General features: G+C 55.1%; 17 protein-coding genes. All 17 read left to right on the top strand.

The window, feature by feature from the left end:
- The first annotated feature begins 191 nt into the window (after positions 1 to 191).
- Entirely contained in the window at positions 192 to 338 is a 147-nt protein-coding gene (locus IPN95_27940; GenBank protein MBK9453162.1) for an HYR domain-containing protein, read from the top strand.
- A gap of 199 nt (positions 339 to 537) precedes the next feature.
- Positions 538 to 738: a hypothetical protein gene (locus tag IPN95_27935; GenBank protein ID MBK9453161.1), complete on the top strand. Its 201-nt coding sequence runs from the start codon at positions 538 to 540 to the stop codon at positions 736 to 738.
- 2 nt (positions 739 to 740) lie between these two features.
- Entirely contained in the window at positions 741 to 1400 is a 660-nt protein-coding gene (locus tag IPN95_27930; GenBank protein ID MBK9453160.1) for a hypothetical protein, read from the top strand.
- The gene (locus tag IPN95_27925) at positions 1364 to 1852 is read left to right on the top strand and encodes a hypothetical protein (protein ID MBK9453159.1); all 489 of its coding nucleotides are present in this window, start codon (positions 1364 to 1366) and stop codon (positions 1850 to 1852) included. Before IPN95_27930 ends, IPN95_27925 begins: the two co-directional genes overlap by 37 nt.
- Before the next feature lie 447 nt (positions 1853 to 2299).
- On the top strand, positions 2300 to 2665 hold the full coding sequence (locus tag IPN95_27920) for a hypothetical protein (GenBank protein MBK9453158.1): 366 nt from the start codon (positions 2300 to 2302) through the stop codon (positions 2663 to 2665).
- 136 nt (positions 2666 to 2801) lie between these two features.
- Positions 2802 to 3092: a hypothetical protein gene (locus IPN95_27915; protein ID MBK9453157.1), complete on the top strand. Its 291-nt coding sequence runs from the start codon at positions 2802 to 2804 to the stop codon at positions 3090 to 3092.
- Positions 3092 to 5890, top strand: coding sequence for a CUB domain-containing protein (locus IPN95_27910; protein MBK9453156.1), 2799 nt, complete (start codon positions 3092 to 3094; stop codon positions 5888 to 5890). The genes IPN95_27915 and IPN95_27910 overlap by 1 nt, the downstream gene beginning before the upstream one ends.
- Positions 5832 to 14783 (top strand): hypothetical protein, encoded by an 8952-nt coding sequence (locus IPN95_27905; GenBank protein ID MBK9453155.1) that lies wholly within the window; start codon positions 5832 to 5834, stop codon positions 14781 to 14783. The genes IPN95_27910 and IPN95_27905 overlap by 59 nt, the downstream gene beginning before the upstream one ends.
- On the top strand, positions 14780 to 15472 hold the full coding sequence (locus tag IPN95_27900; protein ID MBK9453154.1) for a hypothetical protein: 693 nt from the start codon (positions 14780 to 14782) through the stop codon (positions 15470 to 15472). Before IPN95_27905 ends, IPN95_27900 begins: the two co-directional genes overlap by 4 nt.
- A complete protein-coding gene (locus IPN95_27895) occupies positions 15373 to 16104 on the top strand; it encodes an HYR domain-containing protein (GenBank protein MBK9453153.1) in 732 nt (243 codons plus the stop codon). The genes IPN95_27900 and IPN95_27895 overlap by 100 nt, the downstream gene beginning before the upstream one ends.
- Positions 16105 to 16137: 33 nt before the next feature.
- On the top strand, positions 16138 to 18306 hold the full coding sequence (locus IPN95_27890) for an HYR domain-containing protein (GenBank protein ID MBK9453152.1): 2169 nt from the start codon (positions 16138 to 16140) through the stop codon (positions 18304 to 18306).
- Positions 18291 to 20456: a choice-of-anchor D domain-containing protein gene (locus tag IPN95_27885; GenBank protein MBK9453151.1), complete on the top strand. Its 2166-nt coding sequence runs from the start codon at positions 18291 to 18293 to the stop codon at positions 20454 to 20456. The genes IPN95_27890 and IPN95_27885 overlap by 16 nt, the downstream gene beginning before the upstream one ends.
- Positions 20453 to 21415 (top strand): hypothetical protein, encoded by a 963-nt coding sequence (locus tag IPN95_27880; protein MBK9453150.1) that lies wholly within the window; start codon positions 20453 to 20455, stop codon positions 21413 to 21415. The genes IPN95_27885 and IPN95_27880 overlap by 4 nt, the downstream gene beginning before the upstream one ends.
- The gene (locus IPN95_27875) at positions 21412 to 22797 is read left to right on the top strand and encodes a hypothetical protein (GenBank protein ID MBK9453149.1); all 1386 of its coding nucleotides are present in this window, start codon (positions 21412 to 21414) and stop codon (positions 22795 to 22797) included. The genes IPN95_27880 and IPN95_27875 overlap by 4 nt, the downstream gene beginning before the upstream one ends.
- A complete protein-coding gene (locus tag IPN95_27870) occupies positions 22743 to 24005 on the top strand; it encodes a hypothetical protein (GenBank protein ID MBK9453148.1) in 1263 nt (420 codons plus the stop codon). Before IPN95_27875 ends, IPN95_27870 begins: the two co-directional genes overlap by 55 nt.
- Positions 23927 to 24847, top strand: coding sequence for a hypothetical protein (locus IPN95_27865; protein MBK9453147.1), 921 nt, complete (start codon positions 23927 to 23929; stop codon positions 24845 to 24847). Before IPN95_27870 ends, IPN95_27865 begins: the two co-directional genes overlap by 79 nt.
- A partial coding sequence (locus IPN95_27860; GenBank protein ID MBK9453146.1) for an HYR domain-containing protein occupies positions 24844 to 24996 on the top strand: 153 nt, incomplete at its 3' end. The genes IPN95_27865 and IPN95_27860, both read left to right, overlap by 4 nt.

Below are 24996 nucleotides of genomic sequence, written 5' to 3'. Positions count from 1 at the left end.
TGTGCGGATCTAGGCGCAAACGGCATGGTGTTGACGGTGGTTGATGTCAATGGAAACAGCGACATGCCAAGCATTGGTGATGGTGCGAGATACGATTTTGCCTAGGCATCGTCTGCCCAGCCAATATCAGCCTTGCAGCCGACAGCTCCATTTGCGGTGCGTCAACTGGTTGTGCCGGTCGGCCTTGACAATTGCAGTGGTTACCACCAGGGAACGATACCTCCGGGCTCCACATTCCTGATGGAAGCACAACGGTCACCTATACGGTCGTGGATACAAGCGGAAACACCATCTCGTGTGCCCCTTTACGGTCAGGTGATTCCCGGATCCGCTGGTAGTGACAAGCAGCAGTCAGCCAAGGGTCGGCTACATTAAGACTCGCGCTGGCGATGCCAATGGCTTTGCCAACACAACCGTCTCCGGCGGTTGCGAGCCTATCAATTGGCTGGGTACCGGCGCAACTTAGGCAGCCTGAGCCGGCCTTGCTGCGGGTATCTATTTCGTTACGGTCACCGATGCACGCGAAACCGGGTTGCCGTGGATACGATTGTGATTACTGCGCCGGCGCCGCTGACAGTAACGATCGTAGGTGATACGCTGGTCTGTCAAGGTGAGGCAACAGGTGACCTTCAAGCCATCGTCACGGGCGGACAAAGCTGCGCAGCTTACAGCTTCCTATGGAGCAACGGCGTCTTTGTTGACAGCATTAATGGTGTGGTTGCGGAACCTATTCGGTAACCGTGGTAGTCAGCATGGGTAGTGCTGCAAATGCAACAGCAACGCTTCCAGTTGGGTATCAACCCTGTATTGAATGTCGGTCCAGATACGACAACTTGCCCTTGGCTATTCCGTTGCTGTTCACCGCGCCGACCAATTATGCTGCCTATCTCTGGAGCAACGGCAGTGCAAGTGCTACGGTGATGATGGGCAATCCGGATGTATGCGTACGTACCGTTTCAACTGCTCAGGGCTGCCAAGACACCGATACGGTGATGTTGGGAACCTACTTGGTGGATTACGACATCATTTGCGGCCTCTGGACTATTGACGTTTTGGCCCCAGTGACTCGGTGGTTTTGGTCGGCGATGCTGGACTCACAGGTTATCAATGTGAGCACTGGCGCTACCACGCAGACGATCATCGTCGGGGGGCGCTACCTGGTCCGGTGGAGCTTGCTCTGCAATGGATGTAAACGGCTGCGCTACGAGCGACTCGGTCAATATTTCCATCATTCCATTCCAGTGATCCTTTGCCGGTCATCTTCCCTGGCCCAAATGCCTACATCTGCGACAGTGGCAGCATTGCTTTGGATGCAGGACAAGGTTACTTTGATTATCTCTGGAGCAATGGCGATACCACACGGATGTCCAACATCACCCAGCCCGGCACATATCAAGTGACCGTATGGAATGGCTTTGGATGCTCGGCAACAAGTACGCCGGTAACGGTGGCCTATGCGACTTCGCCCAATCCGACGATTGTGCTCAACAGCGGAATTTTGACCACAACGCAGCCTTATGCTGGCTATCAGTGGTTTGTAAATGGATTCCAGTTGCCAGGCGCAAATAGTCAGACCTTCCCGGTATCGGTTGCCGGTTGGTACCACGTAGGCGTCGCCGACTCTACGGGATGCTTCGGTTTGAGCGATTCGATTTTCTATAGCCCGGTTGGAGTGGCTGAGACCATTGAGGATTTGACCGGATTGACACTTTGTCCAAATCCGAGCATGGGCATCGTCAACCTGCGCACCTTGGGCCCGATCGATTGGCCGATCGACATTGAAATCTGGGATGTCGTGGGTCGAAAGTCAAGGTGTACAATATGGCCCACTGATGGACGTGGCAGCCTTTGACTTGAACGATCTTGCTGCGGGCCCATACTTGATGAAAGTCACCACCTACCGTCGCAACAAGACGCATCAGGCAGTGATCAGGTTTGTACTTCAATAAGTGCGGATAAGATATTGTCTTTGAAGGGCGGCAACCTTGGTTGCCGCCCTTTTAATATGGGTAGATGAATGTGGAAACGGGCCTATTGGTTTTCAGGGTCGAGCACTTGGTCTGAAAATATTTGGATAGAATCTTCACAGCATGTGGATATGTCGTTTTGAAAACTATCTTTACAGCACCCGTAAGTGTGATTTTCCCAGTGGAGGGGCCTAAAACTATGTGAATGTGTCGTGGATGCGCCTTTGGTTGTCGTTGTTTCTTTGTAAATAAATGTTTGAATATGAGAGGTTTGGAAAATGTTCTAGGAGAAATCTTGCACCTTCGTATTGTCGTTTTTTCGCGTTGTTCCCTTGATCATTTTCCTCGCCGCGATTCATACCGTTTCGGCGCAAAATATCAATGAGCCTACGAAAGGTTGGGGATCCTCCAAGCATTCCTATCAAGCGGGTGAAGTCAAAGAAGTTCCCGCTGGCTTTCCAAAGTTCATGGACAACGGCAATCCCAGCGAAGACATCGCAGACTATCAGCGAAGGAAGGAAGCTTGGATCAAAGCCAATCCCGAAGCCTACAAGAAAATAGTGGACGATTCGAAATCCATTCAGGTAAAACAAATACCGCAGGAGGAATTTGACCGAATGCCGCAGGATAAAAAGGACTTTATTCTGGGCAAGCCGCAGGAGTACAAGGTTGTTGGGAATACATCAGACAAGCAGTAAGCACACAAACAAATTCAGAACTTATGAAGGTTCATCCCACCAGTGGGGTCGTGGAAATGGCTGGAGGTACGTCGGCTGTTTTGGTTAATGGTATTTTTGCTTGTTTTGGGATTGATCCCTGCTAGCTGCAAGCGCAATGTTCTTGCGCGGAACCGACTACGCGAGTATCAACGTGGCAGGTTGGACGGTGGGGCAAACGGGTACAATTACGACTTGTCAATTCGGAGGAGAGCGCTCGACGATTTTCAATACGGTCGCTGGCGCAGTGTACCGCATTTCCACTTGTGGTGCTGCTTATGATACGCAGCTTTCCATCTATACCACGGATTGCACATTTGTTACCTACAATGACGACAATGGTCCTGCATGTGAGGAGGTGGCGGCTTCGGTAAATTTGCCTCACCCGGGGGTAACTTGTATTCTGTAATGAACCAATATTATTGCAGTACGAATACGACCTGCACTAACGTGACGATCACGCTGGTAAGCTTGCCGGGACCTACCTGCAACTACGTCGTGCCAGCCACAGGCAACAACAGCATCACAGCAAGTTCAGGCAACATTTGCGACCACGCAGGTACCGGAAACTATTCCAACAGCGTGGATGGTTATACGGTGATTTATCCGCCGAGCGCCTGCCAGAGTATCAGGCTCACTTTTTCCCAGTTTGTGACTGAGGGTAGTTTTGACTTTGTTACCATTTATGATGGCGTCGGAACAGGTGGCCCCATCCTTTTTGGGCCGACGAGCGGTTCGCCAGCGTTGCCAACCGTTACTTCCATTTCTGGACCGATTACCATTCGTTTCAACTCGGATGGGTCTGTGGTTTACGCTGGGTTTTCGGCTGCCATTTCGGTTGTTGCGGCACCGGCATCCACTTTAGGTTCCGTTTCCAACCCTGGGCCGATCAATTTTTGCGATCCAGGGGGAAATTTTGTCACACCCGTGACGGTATCGGGGCAAACGGGAACCGTTACCTGGGATTGGGGCAGCAACAACGGTGTCTGGAACAACAACTGGCTCACCGGCACAAGTTCAGGGACATGTTGTTTTCCCAAAAAGACCTCCAACAGCGATGGCAATGCGGACCGCATCCGGTACCGCGTGAGCAATGCAGGCTGTGCGGCCGTGACGTCGGGCACCATTTTGATCGTGAACCGATGGAATGAAGCTCCTACTGGCCTTACAACATCCGCATCCAATTATTGCGCCAATGCTGCGCCCCCGACGATTACCCTGACAGCCACATTTCCAACGGCGATCAACAAAAACGGAACCGTGGCATTTTACAGTGGCTCCTGCGGTGGGACACTGGTTGGTTCGGTTACAGCTGGAGACAATACAACCTCGGCAGCAGTGACCATTACTGCTCCAACAGCAACTACGAATTATTTTGTAAGGTATGAACCTGGCGCAGGTACGGGTTGTTCCAATACCGCCTGTGCAACAGTTTCTGTGCCTGTTACGCCTTTGCCTGCAGCCCCGAGTCCCGTTTCGGCCTCCCCAACAACGATTTGCGTCGGCGGAACTTCCCAATTGAATGCTACTTCTGCGGGTAATACCATTCAATGGTACACTGTGGCATCAGGTGGCGCATCGATCGGCAGCTCGGCAAGCGGCGCCAACTTTGCTGTGAGTCCTGGCGGAACGACAACGTATTACGCGGAGGCTTCGACGACTGGTGGCGGACCTGGAAATCAAACATTTAACTTTACTGGGGGCGTGCAGACATTTACTGTGCCCTCTGGAGTTACTTCCATCACGGTCGATGCTTATGGTGCCGCTGGTTATGGTGCCTTAGGCTATGGGGGAAGGGTTCAATCAACACATCCTGTCGTACCTGGCGAAGTGCTTCAAATCTATGTTGGGGGTGCAGGGACTGAAACCACTGGCGGATTTAATGGTGGCGGAAATGCTGGCGCAAATATTGGCTACGGGAGCGGCGGCGGCGCAACAGACATCCGTCAGGGAGGTGCAGGCCTTGCAAATCGTATCATGGTCGCGGGCGGTGGCGGCGGGACAGGAAGCAATTGTGGTACCAACACCGCTGAAGGCGGGCATGGTGGCGGCTTGATCGGCATGAGCGGATGCGTTTTTTCTTGTTCGGACTGTCAATATACTGGTGCTGGCGGTACACAAGTTGCTGGAGGTACAGCTGGACCGACGGGCCATGGATCTTGTACAGGTAACCAAAATGGTTCACTCGGCCAAGGTGGCTCAAACACCGTAGCAGGATATGGAACTGGTGGTGGCGGCGGCTATTATGGGGGCGGCTCAGGCTGCTTTGAGGGTGCCGGTGGAGGAAGTAGTTACACGAGCCCTTCGGCATCTGGGGTGACCCATACTCAAGGGGTAAGAATTGGAAACGGGGTTATCACGCTATCATGGTCTGGCGGCGGCGGATGTGCCTCCGCCACGCGTACACCCGTAACTGTCACAGTCAATGCCAACCCTACCGCAGCAAATGCAGGCACTGACCAAACGATTTGCGCCACAACGACCAATCTTGCAGGCAACACGCCTGGGGTTGGTGCCGGAACTTGGAGCATCATCGCGGGTGCAGGCGGAAGCCTTGGCGCGCCAACAAGCCCAAGTTCGAGTTTTACAGGTGTTGCGGGGACAAGCTATACGCTGCGCTGGACAATTTCCAATGCACCATGTACCGCTTCGAGTGACGACGTTGTCATCACATTTCAGAGCTCCTCGGTCGCACCGACGAGCATTTCCGGAAACAATGCCGTATGTGCAGGCAGTAGCACAACGCTCACCTTGGTGGGAGGTTCGCCGGGAGATGGGGCGGTTGCCCAATGGTTTTCAGGCTCTTGTGGTGGAACTTCGGCAGGCACAGGAAATTCGATAACCGTTTCACCTGCGGTCACGACCACCTATTTTGTAAGATATGCAGGCACCTGCAATACGACGGGTTGTGCCTCGATCACCGTGACGGTCAATACGCTTTCGACACCGCCTACGGGAATTTCAGGAACCACAAGCATTTGCGTTGGATCATCGACAACCTTGACAGCAACCGGAGGTTCACTTGGAACGGGTGCGGTCGCGACTTGGTATGGTCCTTCCGCCTGTGGTCCATTCACGCAGGATTGGGTGACACAACCGTATGGTGCGCCAAGCACGACCGTCAACTCGGTGATAGCGGGCATCTTGAATGTCACTTCACAAAACCAACGACCCGATGATCGACATGGCGGGTTTGGGTTCTTTTGATCCCAATATTTTCCGCTACGTGAATATTCGATATCGGGTGCTATCTGGTACGCCGGGTACTGCCGAGATCTTTTTCTACAACGGAGCGCACAATTTTGCGGTGGGCGGCGAATCGGCTTCCGGAGTTTTGGTCGGAGGCGGAGCGTGGCAACTGTTGACCATTGACATGTATTCTGATCCCCAATACGTTTCGGGAGGAAACATACTAGGATGGCGATTTGACTGGGCAAGTAACGCTGCGGTAAACATGGAGATTGATTATATCTCTTTGACGACACAGCCGATCGGTAGTGGTACCGTCGCGCCCACATCAACCACGACTTATTTTGTACGCTACGAAGGTCAGTGTAATACGACGACTTGCGCTGCGACAACGGTCACGGTCAATCCGTTGAATACGGTTTCTGCGGGCATCAACCGAACGGTTTGTATTAATTCACCATTGACCAGTATTACGCTTGCAACGACCGGCGCCACTGGCGCAACGGTGACCGGCTTACCAGCAGGTGTAACAGGATCTTGGGCAGGGAACGTGGTGACCATCAGCGGCACACCAACTGCGAGCGGTACGTTCACATATACAGTGACGACCACAGGCGGCTGTCCGCCGGCAACGACGACGGGCACGATCACCGTGACACCGCTGAATACCGTTGCTGCGGGCATCAACCGAACGGTTTGTATCAATTCGGCTCTGACCAGCATCACCTTGGCAACGACCGGCGCCACTGGCGCAACGGTGACCGGCTTGCCAGCAGGTGTGACAGGTTCTTGGGCTGGGAATGTGGTGACGATCAGCGGCACACCAACTGCGAGTGGTACATTCACCTATACAGTTACCACGACAGGCGGCTGTCCGCCGGCCACGACGACGGGCACGATCACGGTGACACCTTTGAATACTGTCGCTGTGGGCATCAACCGAACGGTTTGTATCAATTCGGCTTTGACCAGCATCACGTTGGCAACCACCGGAGCGACAGGCGCAACGGTCACCGGCTTGCCAGCAGGTGTGACGGGTTCTTGGGCTGCGAATGTGGTGACCATCAGCGGCACGCCAACTGCAAGCGGCACATTCACCTACACAGTCACGACTACAGGCGGCTGTCCGCCTGCAACGACGACAGGCACGATCACGGTCACTCCTTTGAATACCGTTGCTGCGGGAACGAATCAAACGGTCTGTATTAATTCACCATTGACCAGCATCACCTTGGCAACAACCGGAGCAACGAGCGCTACGGTGACCGGCTTGCCAGCAGGCGTGACAGGATCTTGGGCAGGAAACGTGGTGACCATCAGCGGCACGCCAACTGCTAGCGGTACATTCACATATACAGTCACGACCACAGGCGGCTGTCCTCCGGCAACGACTATGGGCACGATCACGGTGACGCCGTTGAATACTGTTGCTGCGGGTGTCAATCAAACGGTTTGTATCAATTCGGCTTTGACCAGCATTACGTTGGCAACCACTGGAGCAACGGGCGCTACGGTGACCGGCTTACCAGCAGGTGTAACAGGTTCTTGGGCAGGAAACGTGGTGACCATCAGCGGCACACCGACTGCAAGCGGCACATTCACCTATACAGTTACCACGACAGGCGGCTGTCCGCCGGCAACGACGACGGGCACGATCACGGTGACACCGTTGAATACTATTGCTGCGGGCATCAACCGAACGGTCTGTATTAATTCACCGTTGACCAGCATCACCTTGGCAACCACTGGAGCAACGGGCGCTACGGTGACCGGCTTACCAGCAGGTGTAACAGGTTCTTGGGCAGGAAACGTGGTGACCATCAGCGGCACACCGACTGCAAGCGGCACGTTCACATATACGGTAACGACTACAGGCGGCTGTCCGCCTGCAACGACGACGGGCACGATCACGGTCACTCCTTTGAATACCGTTGCTGCGGGAACGAATCAAACGGTTTGTATCAATTCGGCTTTGACCAGCATCATCTTGGCAACCACCGGAGCTACGGGTGCTACGGTGACCGGCTTGCCAGCAGGTGTAACAGGCTCTTGGGCAGGGAACGTGGTGACGATCAGCGGCACACCAACTGCGAGCGGCACATTCATCTATACAGTGACGACCACAGGCGGCTGTCCGCCTGCAACGACGACCGGCACGATCACGGTTACGCCGTTGAATACCGTTGCTACGGGAACGAATCAAACGGTCTGTATCAATTCGCCATTGACCAGCATCACCTTGGCAACCACCGGAGCGACAGGCGCTACGGTCACCGGCTTGCCAGCAGGTGTGACGGGTTCTTGGGCTGCGAATGTGGTGACCATTAGCGGCACGCCAACTGCAAGCGGCACATTCACCTACACAGTCACGACCACAGGCGGCTGTCCGCCGGCAACGACGACGGGCACGATCACGGTGACCCCTTTGAATACCGTTGCTGCGGGCATCAACCAAACGGTCTGTATTAATTCGCCATTGACCAGCATCACCTTGGCAACCACCGGAGCCACGGGCGCCACGGTCACCGGCTTGCCAGCAGGTGTGACGGGATCTTGGGCTGCGAATGTGGTGACCATCAGCGGCACACCAACTGCGAGCGGCACATTCACCTATACAGTTACCACGACAGGCGGTTGTCCTCCGGCAACGACGACGGGCACGATCACGGTGACGCCTTTGAATACCGTTGCTGCGGGCATCAACCGAACGGTTTGTATCAATTCACCAATTACTACGATTACCCTCGGAACAACCGGAGCAACGGGCGCGACGGTGACCGGCTTGCCAGCAGGCGTAACAGGTTCTTGGGCTGCGAATGTGGTGACGATCAGCGGCACACCAACTGCGAGCGGTACATTCACCTACACAGTGACTACCACAGGCGGCTGTCCTCCGGCAACGACGACGGGCACGATCACGGTGACCCCGTTGAATACTGTTGCTACGGGCATCAACCGAACGGTCTGTATTAATTCACCGTTGACCAGCATCACCTTGGCAACCACCGGAGCCACCGGCGCTACGGTGACCGGCTTACCAGCAGGTGTAACAGGTTCTTGGGCAGGAAACGTGGTGACCATCAGCGGCACACCGACTGCGAGCGGCACATTCACATATACAGTTACGACCACAGGCGGCTGTCCGCCGGCAACGACGACGGGCACGATCACGGTGACGCCGTTGAATACCGTTGCTGCGGGAACCAATCAAACGGTTTGTATCAATTCGCCATTGACCAGCATCACCTTGGCAACCACCGGAGCCACTGGCGCAACGGTGACCGGCTTGCCAGCAGGTGTGACGGGTTCTTGGGCTGCGAATGTGGTGACCATCAGCGGCACACCAACTGCGAGCGGTACGTTCACCTATACAGTTACGACCACAGGCGGCTGTCCGCCGGCAACGACGACGGGTACGATCACGGTCACCCCTTTGAATACCGTTGCTGCGGGCATCAACCGAACGGTCTGTATTAATTCACCGATTACTACGATTACCCTTGGAACGACTGGCGCGACAGGCGCTACGGTGACCGGCTTGCCAGCAGGTGTGACGGGCTCTTGGGCTGCGAATGTGTTGACCATCAGCGGCACACCAACTGCTAGTGGTACATTCACATATACAGTTACCACGACAGGCGGCTGTCCGCCAGCAACGACGACGGGCACAATCACGGTGACACCGTTGAATACCGTTGCAACGGGCATCAACCGAACGGTCTGTATCAATTCGGCTTTGACCAGCATCACCTTGGCAACCACCGGAGCAACAGGTGCAACGGTCACCGGCTTGCCAGCAGGTGTAACAGGATCTTGGGCAGGGAACGTGGTGACGATCAGCGGCACACCAACTGCGAGCGGCACATTCACATATACGGTGACGACCACAGGCGGCTGTCCTCCGGCAACGACGACGGGCACGATCACGGTGACGCCGTTGAATACCGTTGCTGCAGGAACCAATCAAACGGTTTGTATCAATTCGCCATTGACCAGCATTACGTTGGCAACCACTGGAGCGACCGGCGCAACGGTGACCGGCTTGCCAGCAGGTGTAACAGGATCTTGGGCAGGGAACGTGGTGACGATCAGCGGCACACCAACTGCGAGCGGCACATTCACATATACGGTCACGACCACAGGCGGCTGTCCGCCGGCAACGACGACGGGCACGATCACGGTCACTCCTTTGAATACCGTTGCTGCGGGCATCAACCGAACGGTTTGTATCAATTCGGCTTTGACCAGCATCACCTTGGCAACCACCGGAGCAACGGGCGCAACGGTGACCGGCTTGCCAGCAGGTGTGACGGGTTCTTGGGCTGCGAATGTGGTGACCATTAGCGGTACGCCAACTGCAAGCGGTACATTCACATATACAGTTACGACCACAGGCGGCTGTCCGCCGGCAACGACGACGGGCACGATCACGGTGACGCCTTTGAATACTGTTGCTCCAGGCACCAACCAAACGGTTTGTATCAATTCACCAATTACTACGATTACCCTTGGAACAACCGGAGCCACTGGTGCTACGGTGACTGGCTTGCCAGCGGGTGTAACAGGTTCTTGGTCTGCGAATGTGGTGACGATCAGCGGCACACCAACTGCAAGCGGTACATTCACATATACAGTTACGACCACAGGCGGCTGTCCGCCGGCAACGACGACGGGCACGATCACGGTGACGCCTTTGAATACTGTTGCTCCAGGCACCAACCAAACGGTTTGTATCAATTCACCAATTACTACGATTACCCTTGGAACAACCGGAGCCACTGGTGCTACGGTGACTGGCTTGCCAGCTGGTGTGACGGGTTCTTGGTCTGCGAATGTGGTGACGATCAGCGGCACGCCAACTGCGAGCGGTACATTCACATATACAGTTACCACAACAGGCGGCTGTCCGCCGGCAACGACGACGGGCACGATCACGGTCACCCCTTTGAATACCGTTGCTGCGGGAACGAATCAAACTGTTTGTATCAATTCGGCTTTGACCAGTATTACGCTTGCAACCACCGGAGCGACCGGCGCAACCGTGACGGGCTTGCCAGCAGGTGTAACAGGTTCTTGGGCTGCGAATGTCGTGACGATCAGCGGCACACCAACTGCTAGCGGTACATTCACATATACGGTGACGACCACAGGCGGCTGTCCGCCAGCAACGACGACAGGCACCATCACGGTCACTCCTTTGAATACTGTTGCTGCGGGTGTCAATCAAACGGTTTGTATCAATTCGCCATTGACCAGCATCACCTTGGCAACCACCGGCGCGACAGGCGCAACCGTCACCGGCTTGCCAGCAGGTGTGACAGGATCTTGGGCTGCGAATGTGGTGACCATCAGCGGCACACCAACTGCCAGCGGCTCGTTTACCTACACAGTGACGACCACAGGCGGCTGTCCGCCAGCAACGACGACGGGTACGATCACGGTCACCCCTTTGAATACTGTTGCTGCAGGAATGAATCAAACGGTTTGTATCAATTCACCAATTACTACGATTACCCTTGCAACCACCGGAGCCACGGGCGCAACGGTGACCGGCCTCCCAGCAGGTGTAACAGGTTCTTGGGCTGCGAATGTGGTCACGATCAGCGGCACACCGACGGCGAGCGGCTCGTTTACCTACACAGTTACGACCACAGGCGGCTGTCCGCCGGCAACGACCACGGGAACGATCACGGTCACTCCTTTGAATACCGTTGCTGCGGGAACGAATCAAACGGTTTGTATCAATTCGGCTTTGACCAGCATCACCTTGGCAACCACCGGCGCGACAGGCGCAACGGTGACCGGCCTCCCAGCAGGTGTGACGGGTTCTTGGTCCGCGAATGTGGTGACCATCAGCGGCACACCAACTGCGAGCGGTACATTCACATATACAGTTACGACAACAGGCGGCTGTCCGCCGGCAACGACGACGGGCACGATCACGGTCACCCCTTTGAATACCGTTGCTGCGGGCATCAACCGTACGGTCTGTATCAATTCGCCATTGACCAGCATCACCTTGGCAACCACTGGTGCAACGGGCGCTACGGTGACCGGCTTGCCAGCAGGCGTGACGGGATCTTGGGCAGGGAATGTGGTGACCATCAGCGGCACGCCGACGGCGAGCGGCTCGTTTACCTACACAGTTACCACCACAGGCGGCTGTCCTCCGGCAACGACGACGGGCACGATCACGGTGACGCCGTTGAATACCGTTGCTGCGGGCACCAACCAAACGGTTTGTATCAATTCACCAATTACTACGATTACTCTTGGAACCACTGGAGCCACCGGCGCAACCGTCACCGGCTTACCAGCAGGTGTAACAGGTTCTTGGGCTGCGAATGTGGTGACGATCAGTGGCACGCCGACGGCGAGCGGCTCGTTTACCTACACAGTTACGACCACAGGCGGCTGTCCTCCGGCAACGACGACGGGTACCATCACGGTTACGCCGTTGAATACCGTTGCTGCAGGCATCAACCGAACGGTTTGTATCAATTCGCCATTGACCAGCATCACCTTGGCAACCACAGGAGCCACAGGCGCAACCGTCACCGGCTTGCCAGCAGGTGTAACAGGATCTTGGGCAGGGAACGTAGTGACCATCAGCGGCACGCCAACTGCGAGCGGTACGTTCACCTATACAGTTACGACCACAGGCGGCTGTCCGCCGGCAACGACGACGGGCACCATCACGGTGACGCCGTTGAATACCGTTGCTGCGGGAACGAATCAAACGGTTTGTATCAATTCGCCGATTACTACGATTACCCTTGGAACAACCGGAGCCACGGGCGCAACGGTGACTGGCTTGCCAGCAGGTGTAACAGGATCTTGGGCAGCGAATGTGGTGACCATCAGCGGCACGCCAACTGCGAGCGGCACGTTTACCTATACAGTTACCACCACAGGCGGCTGTCCGCCGGCAACTACTACGGGCACGATCACCGTGACACCGTTGAATACCGTTGCTGCGGGAACGAATCAAACGGTCTGTATCAATTCGGCTTTGACCAGCATCACCTTGGCAACCACAGGAGCAACAGGCGCTACGGTAACCGGCTTGCCAGCAGGTGTAACAGGTTCTTGGGCAGGGAATGTGGTGACCATCAGCGGCACGCCAACTGCGAGTGGCACATTCACCTACACAGTGACGACCACAGGCGGCTGTCCGCCGGCAACGACGACAGGCACCATCACGGTGACGCCGTTGAATACCGTTGCTGCGGGCATCAACCAAACGGTCTGTATCAATTCACCGATTACTACGATTACCCTTGGAACAACCGGCGCGACAGGCGCAACCATCACCGGCCTCCCAGCAGGCGTGACGGGTTCTTGGGCTGCGAATGTGGTGACCATCAGCGGCACACCAACTGCGAGCGGCACATTCACCTATACAGTTACGACCACAGGCGGCTGTCCGCCGGCAACGACGACAGGCACGATCACGGTTACTCCTTTGAATACCGTTGCTGCGGGAACGAATCAAACGGTTTGTATCAATTCGGCTTTGACCAGTATTACGCTTGCAACCACTGGAGCAACAGGCGCTACGGTAACCGGCTTACCAGCAGGTGTAACAGGTTCTTGGGCTGCGAATGTGGTGACCATCAGCGGCACGCCAACTGCGAGTGGTACATTCACATATACGGTCACGACCACAGGCGGCTGTCCTCCGGCAACGACGACTGGCACCATCACGGTCACTCCTTTGAATACCGTTGCTACGGGCATCAACCGAACGGTTTGTATCAATTCGCCCTTGACCAGCATCACCTTGGCAACCACCGGAGCAACGGGCGCTACGGTGACCGGCTTGCCAGCAGGTGTAACAGGTTCCTGGGCTGCGAACACCGTGACCATCAGCGGCACACCAACTGCGAGCGGCACATTCACCTACACAGTTACCACGACAGGCGGCTGTCCTCCGGCAACGACGACGGGCACCATCACGGTGACCCCTTTGAATACCGTTGCTGCGGGAACGAATCAAACGGTCTGTATCAATTCGGCTTTGACCAGCATCACCTTGGCAACCACCGGAGCAACGGGCGCAACGGTGACCGGCTTGCCAGCAGGTGTGACGGGATCTTGGGCTGCGAATGTGGTGACCATCAGCGGCACACCAACTGCGAGCGGCTCGTTTACCTATACAGTTACCACAACAGGCGGATGTCCGCCTGCAACGACGACGGGCACGATCACGGTGACCCCTTTGAATACGGTTGTTCCGGGTACAAACCAAACGGTTTGTATCAATTCGGCTTTGACCAGTATCACCTTGGCAACCACCGGAGCCACGGGCGCTACTGTCACTGGCTTACCAGCAGGCGTGACAGGTTCTTGGGCAGGGAACATGTTGACCATCAGCGGCACACCAACTGCAAGCGGCACATTCACCTATACAGTTACCACGACAGGCGGCTGTCCTCCGGCAACGACGACGGGCACTATCACGGTGACACCTGCAACGACGATCTCCAATGCGGGACCGAATCAAAACATTTGCGGAACCTCCGTGACTTTGGCTGCAAATACACCGACTGTTGGCGTCGGAAGCTGGAGCATTGTCTCGGGTGTTGGTGGAACGGTGACCACCCCGACATCGCCAACTTCAGCATTTACAGGTGTGGCGGGAACAGTATACACCCTCCGATGGACGATTGCGAATGCACCTTGTGCAGCTTCGACCGATGATGTGGTGATTACCTTAACTGCAAACCCATCCCTTGCCAATGCTGGTACAGACCAAAGCCTATGTGCGACTTCGACCAACTTGGCTGCGATCACTCCCGTTTTTGGAACCGGTGTTTGGAGCATCTTGAGTGGTGCGGGTGGAACGATTACCACGCCGACTTCTCCAACTTCGGCCTTTTCCGGGTCTCGGGAACAACCTATACCTTGAAATGGACCGTCTCAAATTCGCCTTGCGTTGCCTCCACAATTGACGACGTGGTGATTGCATTTGTTGGGAATCCATCCGTCTCCAACGCAGGTCCGGACCAAATTGTATGTGGAAACGCCGCAGTTTTGGCCGGCAATGCGCCTTCAGTTGGTGCCGGGACTTGGAGCATTGTAAGCGGTGCTGGCGGATCCGTTACGACCCCTTCCTCCCCGACATCCGCCTTCACAGGTGTTGCTGGAACGGTCTATACCCTCCGATGGACCATTACCAATTCCCCTTGTGCGCCAACTTTTGATGATGTGCAGATAACACTTACGCCAAGTCCAACCATCGCCAATGCTGGTCCGGATCAAAATATCTGCGGAATCACAGCGACTTTGGCTGCCAATTCACCGACGGTGGGAACGGGTTCTTGGAGCATCGTGAGCGGTGCCGGTGGATCGGTTGCGACCCCAACTTCGCCGACATCGACATTTACCGGTGTAGCAGGTCAAGTTTATGTTTTACGTTGGACGATCACCAATTCCCCTTGTCCTACCTCCTTTGATGATGTGCAAATTTCCACGGACTTGATTTTGCCTTCGATCACATGTCCAAGCAATATCAGCGTCAACGCAACGAGCGGTACTTGCGCAGCGGTGGTGAATTATACCGCACCTGTCGGACGGACAATTGCCCTGCTCCGTTGACGATTCAACTTGTTGGATTGCCAAGCGGCGGTACATTTCCTGTTGGTGTGACTACCAATACCTTCCGCGTGACCGATGGAAGCGGCAATACCGCAACATGTTCATTCACGGTTACAGTTGTGGATGCTGAAAATCCTGTATTGGTTACTGCTAATTGCAATTCGAGCAATGCCGCGGCAACTGCTTACAATGACGGTTGGCAGACTGGAGACAACGATGGTGCCGGCTTTGGAGCATGGACTTTGAATGCATCCACGGGAAACACCAGTCAAGCAGGCTTCTTTGTTGCGACATCCACTGCGAATGGCGCTGGAACGGACACGAATGCTGATGGGGATATCAATAGTTCCGGAAGAGCTTTGGGTATGTATGCCAATTCGGGGCAGAATACCGAAGCCATTCGCAACATTTCGGGATCATTTGCTGTAGGAAGCACGTTGAATGTCGAGTATGACAATGGATTCATCGACAACGGTCAAACGACTGGTTTCCAAGTGATGAATTCGGCGGGACAGATTTTGAGCGAAGTCCGGTTTCTTGAGGTCAAACGACCTATCAATTGTTGGATGCCAGCGGGACAACAAATTTTACAGGTATCGCGTTCACGGATGAGGGTTTGGCCATATCTCTGACGGCAATTTCCAGCTACGCAAGTCAGTATCAAATTGACGCGAAAAGTGAATGGCGCCAACCAAACATTGGTTTCAACTTTGAATCCTGGGGGTGGCAATCAGGTCATCAGCAGGATTCGTGTTTTCAATTCGAATGTCGGTGCCGGAACGCCCAAAAACGTTTATGTAAATAATCTCCAGGCATGTTTGGCTGTTCCGGGTTGTCCTTCGAATATCACCTTGAATGTGGCCCCAGGATCTTGCAATGCGGTTGCTAGCTATACAGCCCCGACTTCGATTGACAATTGTACAGCTTCGCCAGTCGTTGTGCAGACAGGAGGCTTAGCCAGCGGTGCGAGTTTCCCGGTCGGCGTGACGACGAATACTTTCCGTGCAACGGATTTGGCTGGAAATACTGCAACCTGCTCCTTCACGGTAACGGTGGTCGACAACCAGGCACCCGCCATCACTTGCCCTGCGAATATCAGCGTCAACGCCACCAGCGGGCAATGTACTGCAGTGGTGACCTACACCGCGCCAGTCGGCACGGACAACTGTCCCGGTGCAACGACCACGCAAACAGCAGGCTTTGCCGGCGGTGCAACTTTCCCTTCGGGAACTACCACCAATACATTTACAGTGACAGACGCATCCGGCAACACGACGACCTGCTCCTTCACCGTTACGGTCGTTGATAATCAGGCACCTGTGATCACGTGCCCTGCGAATATCAGCGTCAATGCGACGAGCGGCCAATGCAACGCCGTCGTGACCTATACCGCGCCAGTCGGCACGGACAACTGTCCGGGTGCCACTACAACACAAACAGCAGGCTTGGCCAGCGGTGCAACTTTCCCGGTTGGCGTGACGACCAATACCTTCCGCGTGACGGATGCTTCGGGTACTACGACGACCTGCTCGTTCACCGTGACGGTCGTTGACAACCAAGCACCTGCGATCACGTGCCCTGCGAATATCAGCGTCAACGCCACAAGCGGACAATGCAATGCCGTGGTGACCTATACCGCGCCAGTCGGCACGGACAACTGTCCCGGTGCAACGACGACGCAGACGGCGGGTTTGGCCAGCGGAGCGACGTTCCCGGTCGGCGTGACGACGAATACCTTCCGCGTGACGGATGCTTCGGGTACTTCAACGACTTGCTCCTTCACGGTGATGGTCGTTGATAATCAGGCTCCGGCCATCACTTGCCCTGCGAATATCAGCGTCAACGCCACCAGCGGCCAATGCACAGCCGTGGTGACCTACACCGCGCCAGTCGGCACGGACAACTGTCCGGGTGCAACGACCACGCAGACAGCAGGTTTGGCCAGCGGTGCGACATTCCCTTCAGGAATAACGACCAATACGTTTACAGTCACCGATGCATCCGGTAATACGACGACCTGCTCCTTCACCGTTACGGTCGTTGACAACCAAGCGCCAGCGATTACATGTCCTGCGAATATCAGCGTCAATGCGACGAGCGGCCAATGCAACGCCGTCGTGACCTACACCGCGCCCGTCGGCACAGACAACTGTCCGGGTGCAACGACGACGCAGACAGCGGGCTTGGCCAGCGGCGCGACCTTCCCGGTTATCGTGACGACGAATACTTTCCGTGTGACGGATGCTTCGGGTACTACTTCGACCTGCTCCTTCACGGTAACGGTCGTTGATAATCAGGCTCCCGCGATCACATGTCCTGCGAATATCAGCGTCAATACCACTAGCGGACAATGTACTGCCTTGGTGACCTATACAGCCCCTGTCGGCACGGACAACTGTCCGGGTGCCACGACGACGCAGACAGCAGGCTTGGCCAGCGGCGCGACCTTCCCCGTCGGTGTGACGACAAATACCTTCACGGTGACAGATGCCTCCGGCAACACGACAACCTGTTCGTTTACCGTGACGGTCGTTGATAATCAGGCACCAGCCATAATCTGTCCGGCGAATATCACAGTTAACAACGATCCTGGCCTCTGTAGCGCCGTGGTGACATATTCGACTCCTAGCGGGACCGACAACTGTTCCGGTCAGACCACAGCATTGACTGCAGGTTTGGCATCCGGGGCGACATTCCCAATTGGTACGACGCTCAATACTTTTACCGTGACGGATGCGGCCTGCAACACATCGTCTTGCAGCTTTACGGTGACAGTAAACGGTGCTGAAATCAACGTGACTGGCAATTCGATTTCCGTGTGGATGGAGATTTGACACCTTCGACGACGGACTTCACTGATTTCGGAACACCGTTCCCTGGCGTGCCGGTTGTGCACACGTTTGTGATCGAAAACAATGGAAACGCCCCGCTTACGGTATCCACGATTAGTCTGTCTGGACCACAGGCAGCGAATTTTGCGGTGGGTGGTATTACCTTGCCGGTGACACTTGCACCTGGTGGAACAACAACATTCACGGTCACATTCGCAGCGAATCCCCTTGGTATCTACAATGCATTCGTAGTGATCAACAATTCCGACTGCAACGAAAATCCCTACGATTTTGCAGTCAAAGGTGAAGTTTCCTGCCAACCAGCTGCATTCTCCACTTGCCCGACAAATCAGGTGGTGAATACGGCGTCGAATCTCTGTACTCAAGTGGTGAATTATTCGCCCGTAATTACCGGCGCACCTTCTCCAACGGTCAGCTACACATTTACCGGAGCAACGACAGCGTCTGGAGCAGGTACAGGTTCAGGATCCGTATTTAACCTTGGAACGACCACGGTAACCCTCACTGCGAGCAATGTTTGCGGTTCATCTACCTGCACATTCACCGTCGTGGTCAATGACTTGCAGGCTCCGAATGCCATTTGCCAGAATGTCACAGTGCAGCTCAACAATGCTGGAAACGGATCGATTGTAGCTTCCATGGTCAACAACGGAAGCAACGATGCATGCGGAATTTTGGGCGTTGCCGTGAATCCGACGACGTTCAACTGTAGCAACGTTTCGCCTGCACCTTTGACCGAGTTGTTTATCTCCGAATATGTCGAAGGCAGTGGCACCAACAAGTACATCGAATTGTACAATCCGACGTCATCTCCGATCAACCTGGCCAATTATGAGCTTCGGTTGTTCTCGAATGGTTCGCCTGTGGGTTCGCCAGCAAATACGTTGAGTGGAACTTTGGCAGCTGGCGGAACGGTGGTCTATCGGAACGGAACGGCGACCATTTATGCGGGATCAAGCACCATTCAAACCGCAGTAAACTGGAACGGGGACGATGCGATTGGCGTGTTCAATACTTTGACGAATCAATTTGCAGATATTTTCGGCCGAATTGGGGATGATCCTGGCACTGCTTGGACCGCAACCGGAACCTCAACGTTGGACCGGACATTGCGCAGAAAGCCTACAGTGACACGCGGCGTGACAACGAGTCCGACAGGAACCGGACCAAGTGCATTTACGACACTGGCAACTGAATGGGATGCATTTGCCGTTGACAACGTGGTTGGATTGGGAAGTCATGCCTTCATTGCGCCGAATACAGCGATTTTGACGGTGACAGACATCAATGGCAACACGAGCACTTGTTCCGCTTCGGTCACCGTGGAGGACAATATTGCACCGATCGCATTGTGCCAGAATGTAACTGTTCAATTGAATAACAGCGGTGTTGGTTTGACGACGGCAACTGCAGTCAATAACGGCTCTTCGGATGCCTGCGGCATTGCTTCGACGACGTTGAGCACGAGCAATTTTACATGCTTGAACCTTGGGCCGAATCCACTGGTCCTTACGGTGACAGATGTGAACGGGAATAGCAGCACCTGTAATGCTGTTGCAACCGTGGTGGATTTGATTCCGCCAGTAATCACGTGCCAAAACGTGACCGTTGCATTGGATGGGAATGGCCAGGTAATCATGCCTTTGCCACCTTCGAATGTACCCACTGACAATTGCCAGATTGTTTCCTTTACGGCAAGTCAGACGACCTTTGGCTGCGCGAATGTCGGACCGAATACTGTCGTAGTAACGGTCACGGATCAAAGCGGAAACTCCACTTCCTGCACCGGAATCGTAACGGTCGTTGATCCTGTTGCGCCAATTGCAGTTTGCCAAAACGTAACCGTGCAGCTCGATAACACTGGCAACGGTTCCACAACGGCCGCCGCGGTGAACAACGGCAGCTCCGACAACTGCGCGATTGCGACTTTGGCCTTGAGCCAAACCGCATTCGTTTGCTCGGAAGTTGGTGCGAATACGGAGGTCCTGACGGTGACGGATGTGAATGGCAATTCGACGACGTGCTCGACGACGATTACGGTGGAGGACAATGTCGCGCCGGTGGCTGTTTGTCAGAACATTACGGTGCAGCTTGATCCTTCGGGCAATGCAGCATCACTGCTTCGCAGGTGAACAATGGTTCATCTGACGCTTGCGGCATTGCAAGCCTGGCCTTGAATATCACGACATTCAACTGCGCGAATGTCAATGGCAACACGGTGATTCTGACCGTCACCGACGTGAATGGCAACAGCAGCACTTGCTCCGCCAACGTCACGATCCAAGACAACGTCGCGCCAATCGCGCTTTGCCAGAACGTCACCGTTCAGCTGGACAATACTGGAAACGGTTCCACGACCGCCGCGGCCGTGAACAACGGCAGCTCCGACAACTGCGCGATTGCAACTTTGGCCTTGAGCCAAACGGCATTCGTCTGCTCGGAAGTGGGTGCGAATACCGAAGTCTTGACGGTGACGGATGTGAATGGCAATTCGACGACGTGCTCGACGACCATCACGGTGGAGGACAATGTTGCGCCGGTGGCTGTTTGTCAGAATATTACCGTGCAGCTTGATCCTTCGGGCAATGCATCGATCACTGCTTCGCAGGTCAATAATGGTTCATCCGACGCTTGCGGAATTGCCTCCTTGGCTCTGAACATCACGACATTCAACTGCGCGAATGTCAATGGCAACACGGTGATCTTGACCGTCACCGACGTGAATGGCAACAGCAGCACCTGCTCCGCCAACGTCACGATCCAGGACAATGTCGCGCCAATTGCAGTTTGCCAGAACGTAACTGTGCAGCTGGACAATACCGGCAACGGTTCGACCACCGCCGCCGCCGTGAACAACGGCAGCTCCGACAACTGCGCGATTGCGACTTTGGCCTTGAGCCAGACTGCATTCGTCTGCTCAGAAGTGGGCGCGAATACGGAAGTCTTGACGGTCACCGATGTGAATGGCAATTCGACGACATGCTCTACTACCATTACGGTGGAAGACAATGTTGCGCCGGTTGCTGTTTGCCAGAGCATTACCGTGCAGCTTGATCCTTCTGGCAATGCAGCATCACTGCTTCGCAGGTGAATAATGGTTCATCTGACGCTTGCGGAATTGCCTCCTTGGCTCTGAACATCACGACATTCAACTGCGCGAATGTCAATGGCAACACGGTGATTCTGACCGTCACCGACGTGAATGGCAACAGCAGCACTTGCTCCGCCAACGTGACAATCGAAGACAACGTCGCGCCGATCGCGCTTTGCCAGAACGTAACTGTGCAGCTCGATAACACTGGCAACGGTTCGACCACGGCCGCCGCGGTCAACAACGGCAGCTCGGACAACTGCGCGATTGCAACCTTGGCCTTGAGCCAGACTGCATTCGTCTGCTCGGAAGTCGGTGCGAATACCGAAGTCTTGACGGTGACGGATGTGAATGGCAATTCGACGACATGCTCGACGACGATCACGGTGGAGGATAATGTCGCGCCGGTGGCTGTTTGTCAGAACATTACGGTGCAGCTTGATCCTTCGGGCAATGCCAGCATCACTGCTTCGCAGGTGAATAATGGTTCATCTGACGCTTGCGGTATCGCCTCCTTGGCCTTGAATATCACGACATTCAACTGCGCGAATGTCAATGGCAACACGGTGATCCTCACCGTCACCGACGTGAATGGCAACTCTAGCACATGCTCTGCCAACGTCACGATCGAAGACAACGTCGCGCCAATCGCGCTTTGCCAGAACGTAACCGTGCAGCTGGACAATACTGGCAACGGTTCGACCACGGCCGCCGCGGTCAACAACGGCAGCTCAGACAACTGCGCGATTGCGACTTTGGCCTTGAGCCAGACTGCATTCGTCTGCTCGGAAGTTGGTGCGAATACCGAAGTCTTGACGGTGACCGATGTGAATGGCAATTCGACGACATGCTCGACGACGATCACGGTGGAGGACAATGTCGCTCCGGTGGCTGTTTGTCAGAACATTACGGTGCAACTCGATCCTTCGGGCAATGCATCGATCACTGCTTCGCAGGTCAATAATGGTTCATCTGACGCTTGCGGGATCGCTTCCTTGGCTCTGAACATCACGACATTCAACTGCGCGAATGTCAACGGCAACACGGTGATTTTGACCGTCACCGACGTCAATGGCAACAGCAGCACTTGCTCCGCCAACGTCACGATCGAGGACAACGTCGCGCCGATCGCGCTTTGCCAGAACGTAACCGTGCAGCTCGATAATACCGGCAACGGTTCTACAACCGCCGCCGCAGTGAATAACGGCAGCTCCGACAACTGCGCGATTGCAACTTTGGCCTTGAGCCAAACGGCCTTCGTCTGCTCTGAAGTCGGGGCGAATACGGAAGTCTTGACGGTGACGGACGTGAATGGCAATTCGACGACATGCTCGACCACGATTGCGGTGGAAGACAATGTTGCGCCAGTCGCGTTTGCCTGAACGTCACCGTTCAGTTGGACAATACCGGCAACGGTTCCACGACCGCCGCGGCCGTGAACAATGGCAGCTCGGACAATTGTGCGATTGCGACTTTGGCCTTGAGCCAAACCGCCTTCGTTTGCTCGGAAGTTGGTGCGAATACCGAAGTCTTGACGGTCACCGACGTGAATGGCAATTCGACGACATGCTCGACTACTATTACGGTGGAGGACAACGTCGCGCCGGTGGCTGTTTGTCAGAATATTACCGTGCAGCTTGATCCTTCGGGCAATGCAACGATCACTGCTTCGCAGGTGAATAACGGTTCATCCGACGCTTGCGGTATTGCAAGCTTGGCCTTGAACATCACGACCTTCAATTGCGCGAATGTGAACGGCAACACGGTGATTCTGACCGTCACCGACGTGAATGGCAACAGCAGCACTTGCTCCGCCAACGTCACGATCCAAGACAATGTCGCGCCAATCGCGCTTTGCCAGAACGTAACTGTGCAGCTCGATAACTCTGGAAACGGTTCCACAACCGCTGCAGCCGTGAACAACGGCAGCTCCGACAACTGCGCGATTGCGACTTTGGCCCTGAGCCAAACGGCATTCGTCTGCTCTGAGGTGGGTGCGAATACGGAAGTCTTGACTGTGACCGATGTGAATGGCAATTCGACGACATGCTCGACGACCATCACGGTGGAGGACAATGTTGCGCCGGTGGCTGTTTGCCAGAACATTACGGTGCAGCTTGACAACACCGGGAACGGTTCCACGACCGCAACTGCTGTCAACAACGGTTCTTCTGATGCTTGCGGTATCCAATCGCTTGCACTCAGCCAAACCGCATTCGTTTGTTCGGAAGTTGGTGCGAATACGGAAGTCTTGACGGTCACCGACGTGAATGGCAATTCGACGACATGCTCGACGACGATCACGGTGGAGGACAATGTCGCGCCGGTGGCTGTTTGTCAGAACATTACGGTGCAGCTCGATCCTTCGGGCAATGCATCGATCACTGCTTCGCAGGTGAATAATGGTTCATCTGACGCTTGCGGTATCGCCTCTCTGGCGTTGAACATCACCACATTCAACTGCGCGAATGTGAATGGCAACACAGTTATCCTTGACCGTCACGGACGTCAATGGCAACAGCTAGCACCTGCTCCGCCAACGTCACGATTGAGGACAACGTCGCGCCAATCGCGCTTTGCCAAAACGTAACTGTGCAGCTCGATAACACTGGCAACGGTTCAACCACCGCCGCCGCGGTCAACAACGGCAGCTCGGACAACTGCGCGATTGCGACTTTGGCCTTGAGCCAAACTGCATTCGTCTGCTCGGAAGTTGGTGCGAATACAGAAGTCTTGACCGTCACCGATGTGAATGGCAATTCGACGACGTGCTCGACGACGATCACGGTGGAGGACAATGTTGCGCCAGTGCTTTTGCCAAAACTTACGGTAGACACCGGGTCCCCCCGCCGCCAACGCAGTGCGCGAAATGTCGCGCCGGTGGCTGTTTGTCAGAACATTACCGTGCAGCTTGATCCTTCGGGCAATGCCAGCATCACTGCTTCGCAGGTGAATAATGGTTCATCCGACGCTTGCGGCATTGCAAGCTTGGCCTTGAATATCACGACCTTCAACTGCGCGAATGTCAATGGCAACACGGTGATTTTGACCGTCACCGACGTGAATGGCAACAGCAGCACTTGCTCCGCCAACGTGACGATCGAAGACAACGTCGCGCCGATCGCGCTTTGCCAGAACGTAACTGTGCAGCTCGATAACACTGGCAACGGTTCGACAACCGCAGCCGCCGTGAACAACGGCAGCTCCGACAACTGCGCGATTGCAACCTTGGCCTTGAGCCAAACCGCATTCGTCTGCTCGGAAGTTGGTGCGAATACGGAGATCTTGACGGTGACGGATGTGAATGGCAATTCGACGACATGCTCTACTACCATCACGGTGGAGGACAATGTCGCGCCGGTGGCTGTTTGTCAGAGCATTACGGTGCAGCTTGATCCTTCGGGCAATGCATCATCACTGCTTCGCAGGTGAACAATGGTTCATCTGACGCTTGCGGTATCGCCTCCTTGGCCTTGAATATCACGACCTTCAACTGCGCGAATGTCAACGGCAACACGGTGATTTTGACCGTCACGGACGTGAATGGCAACTCTAGCACGTGCTCTGCCAACGTCACGATC

It is taken from the genome of Bacteroidota bacterium, assembly GCA_016718825.1.
Lineage (GTDB): Bacteria > Bacteroidota > Bacteroidia > J057 > JADKCL01 > JADKCL01.
This window is presented reverse-complemented; position numbering and strand designations above follow the sequence as displayed.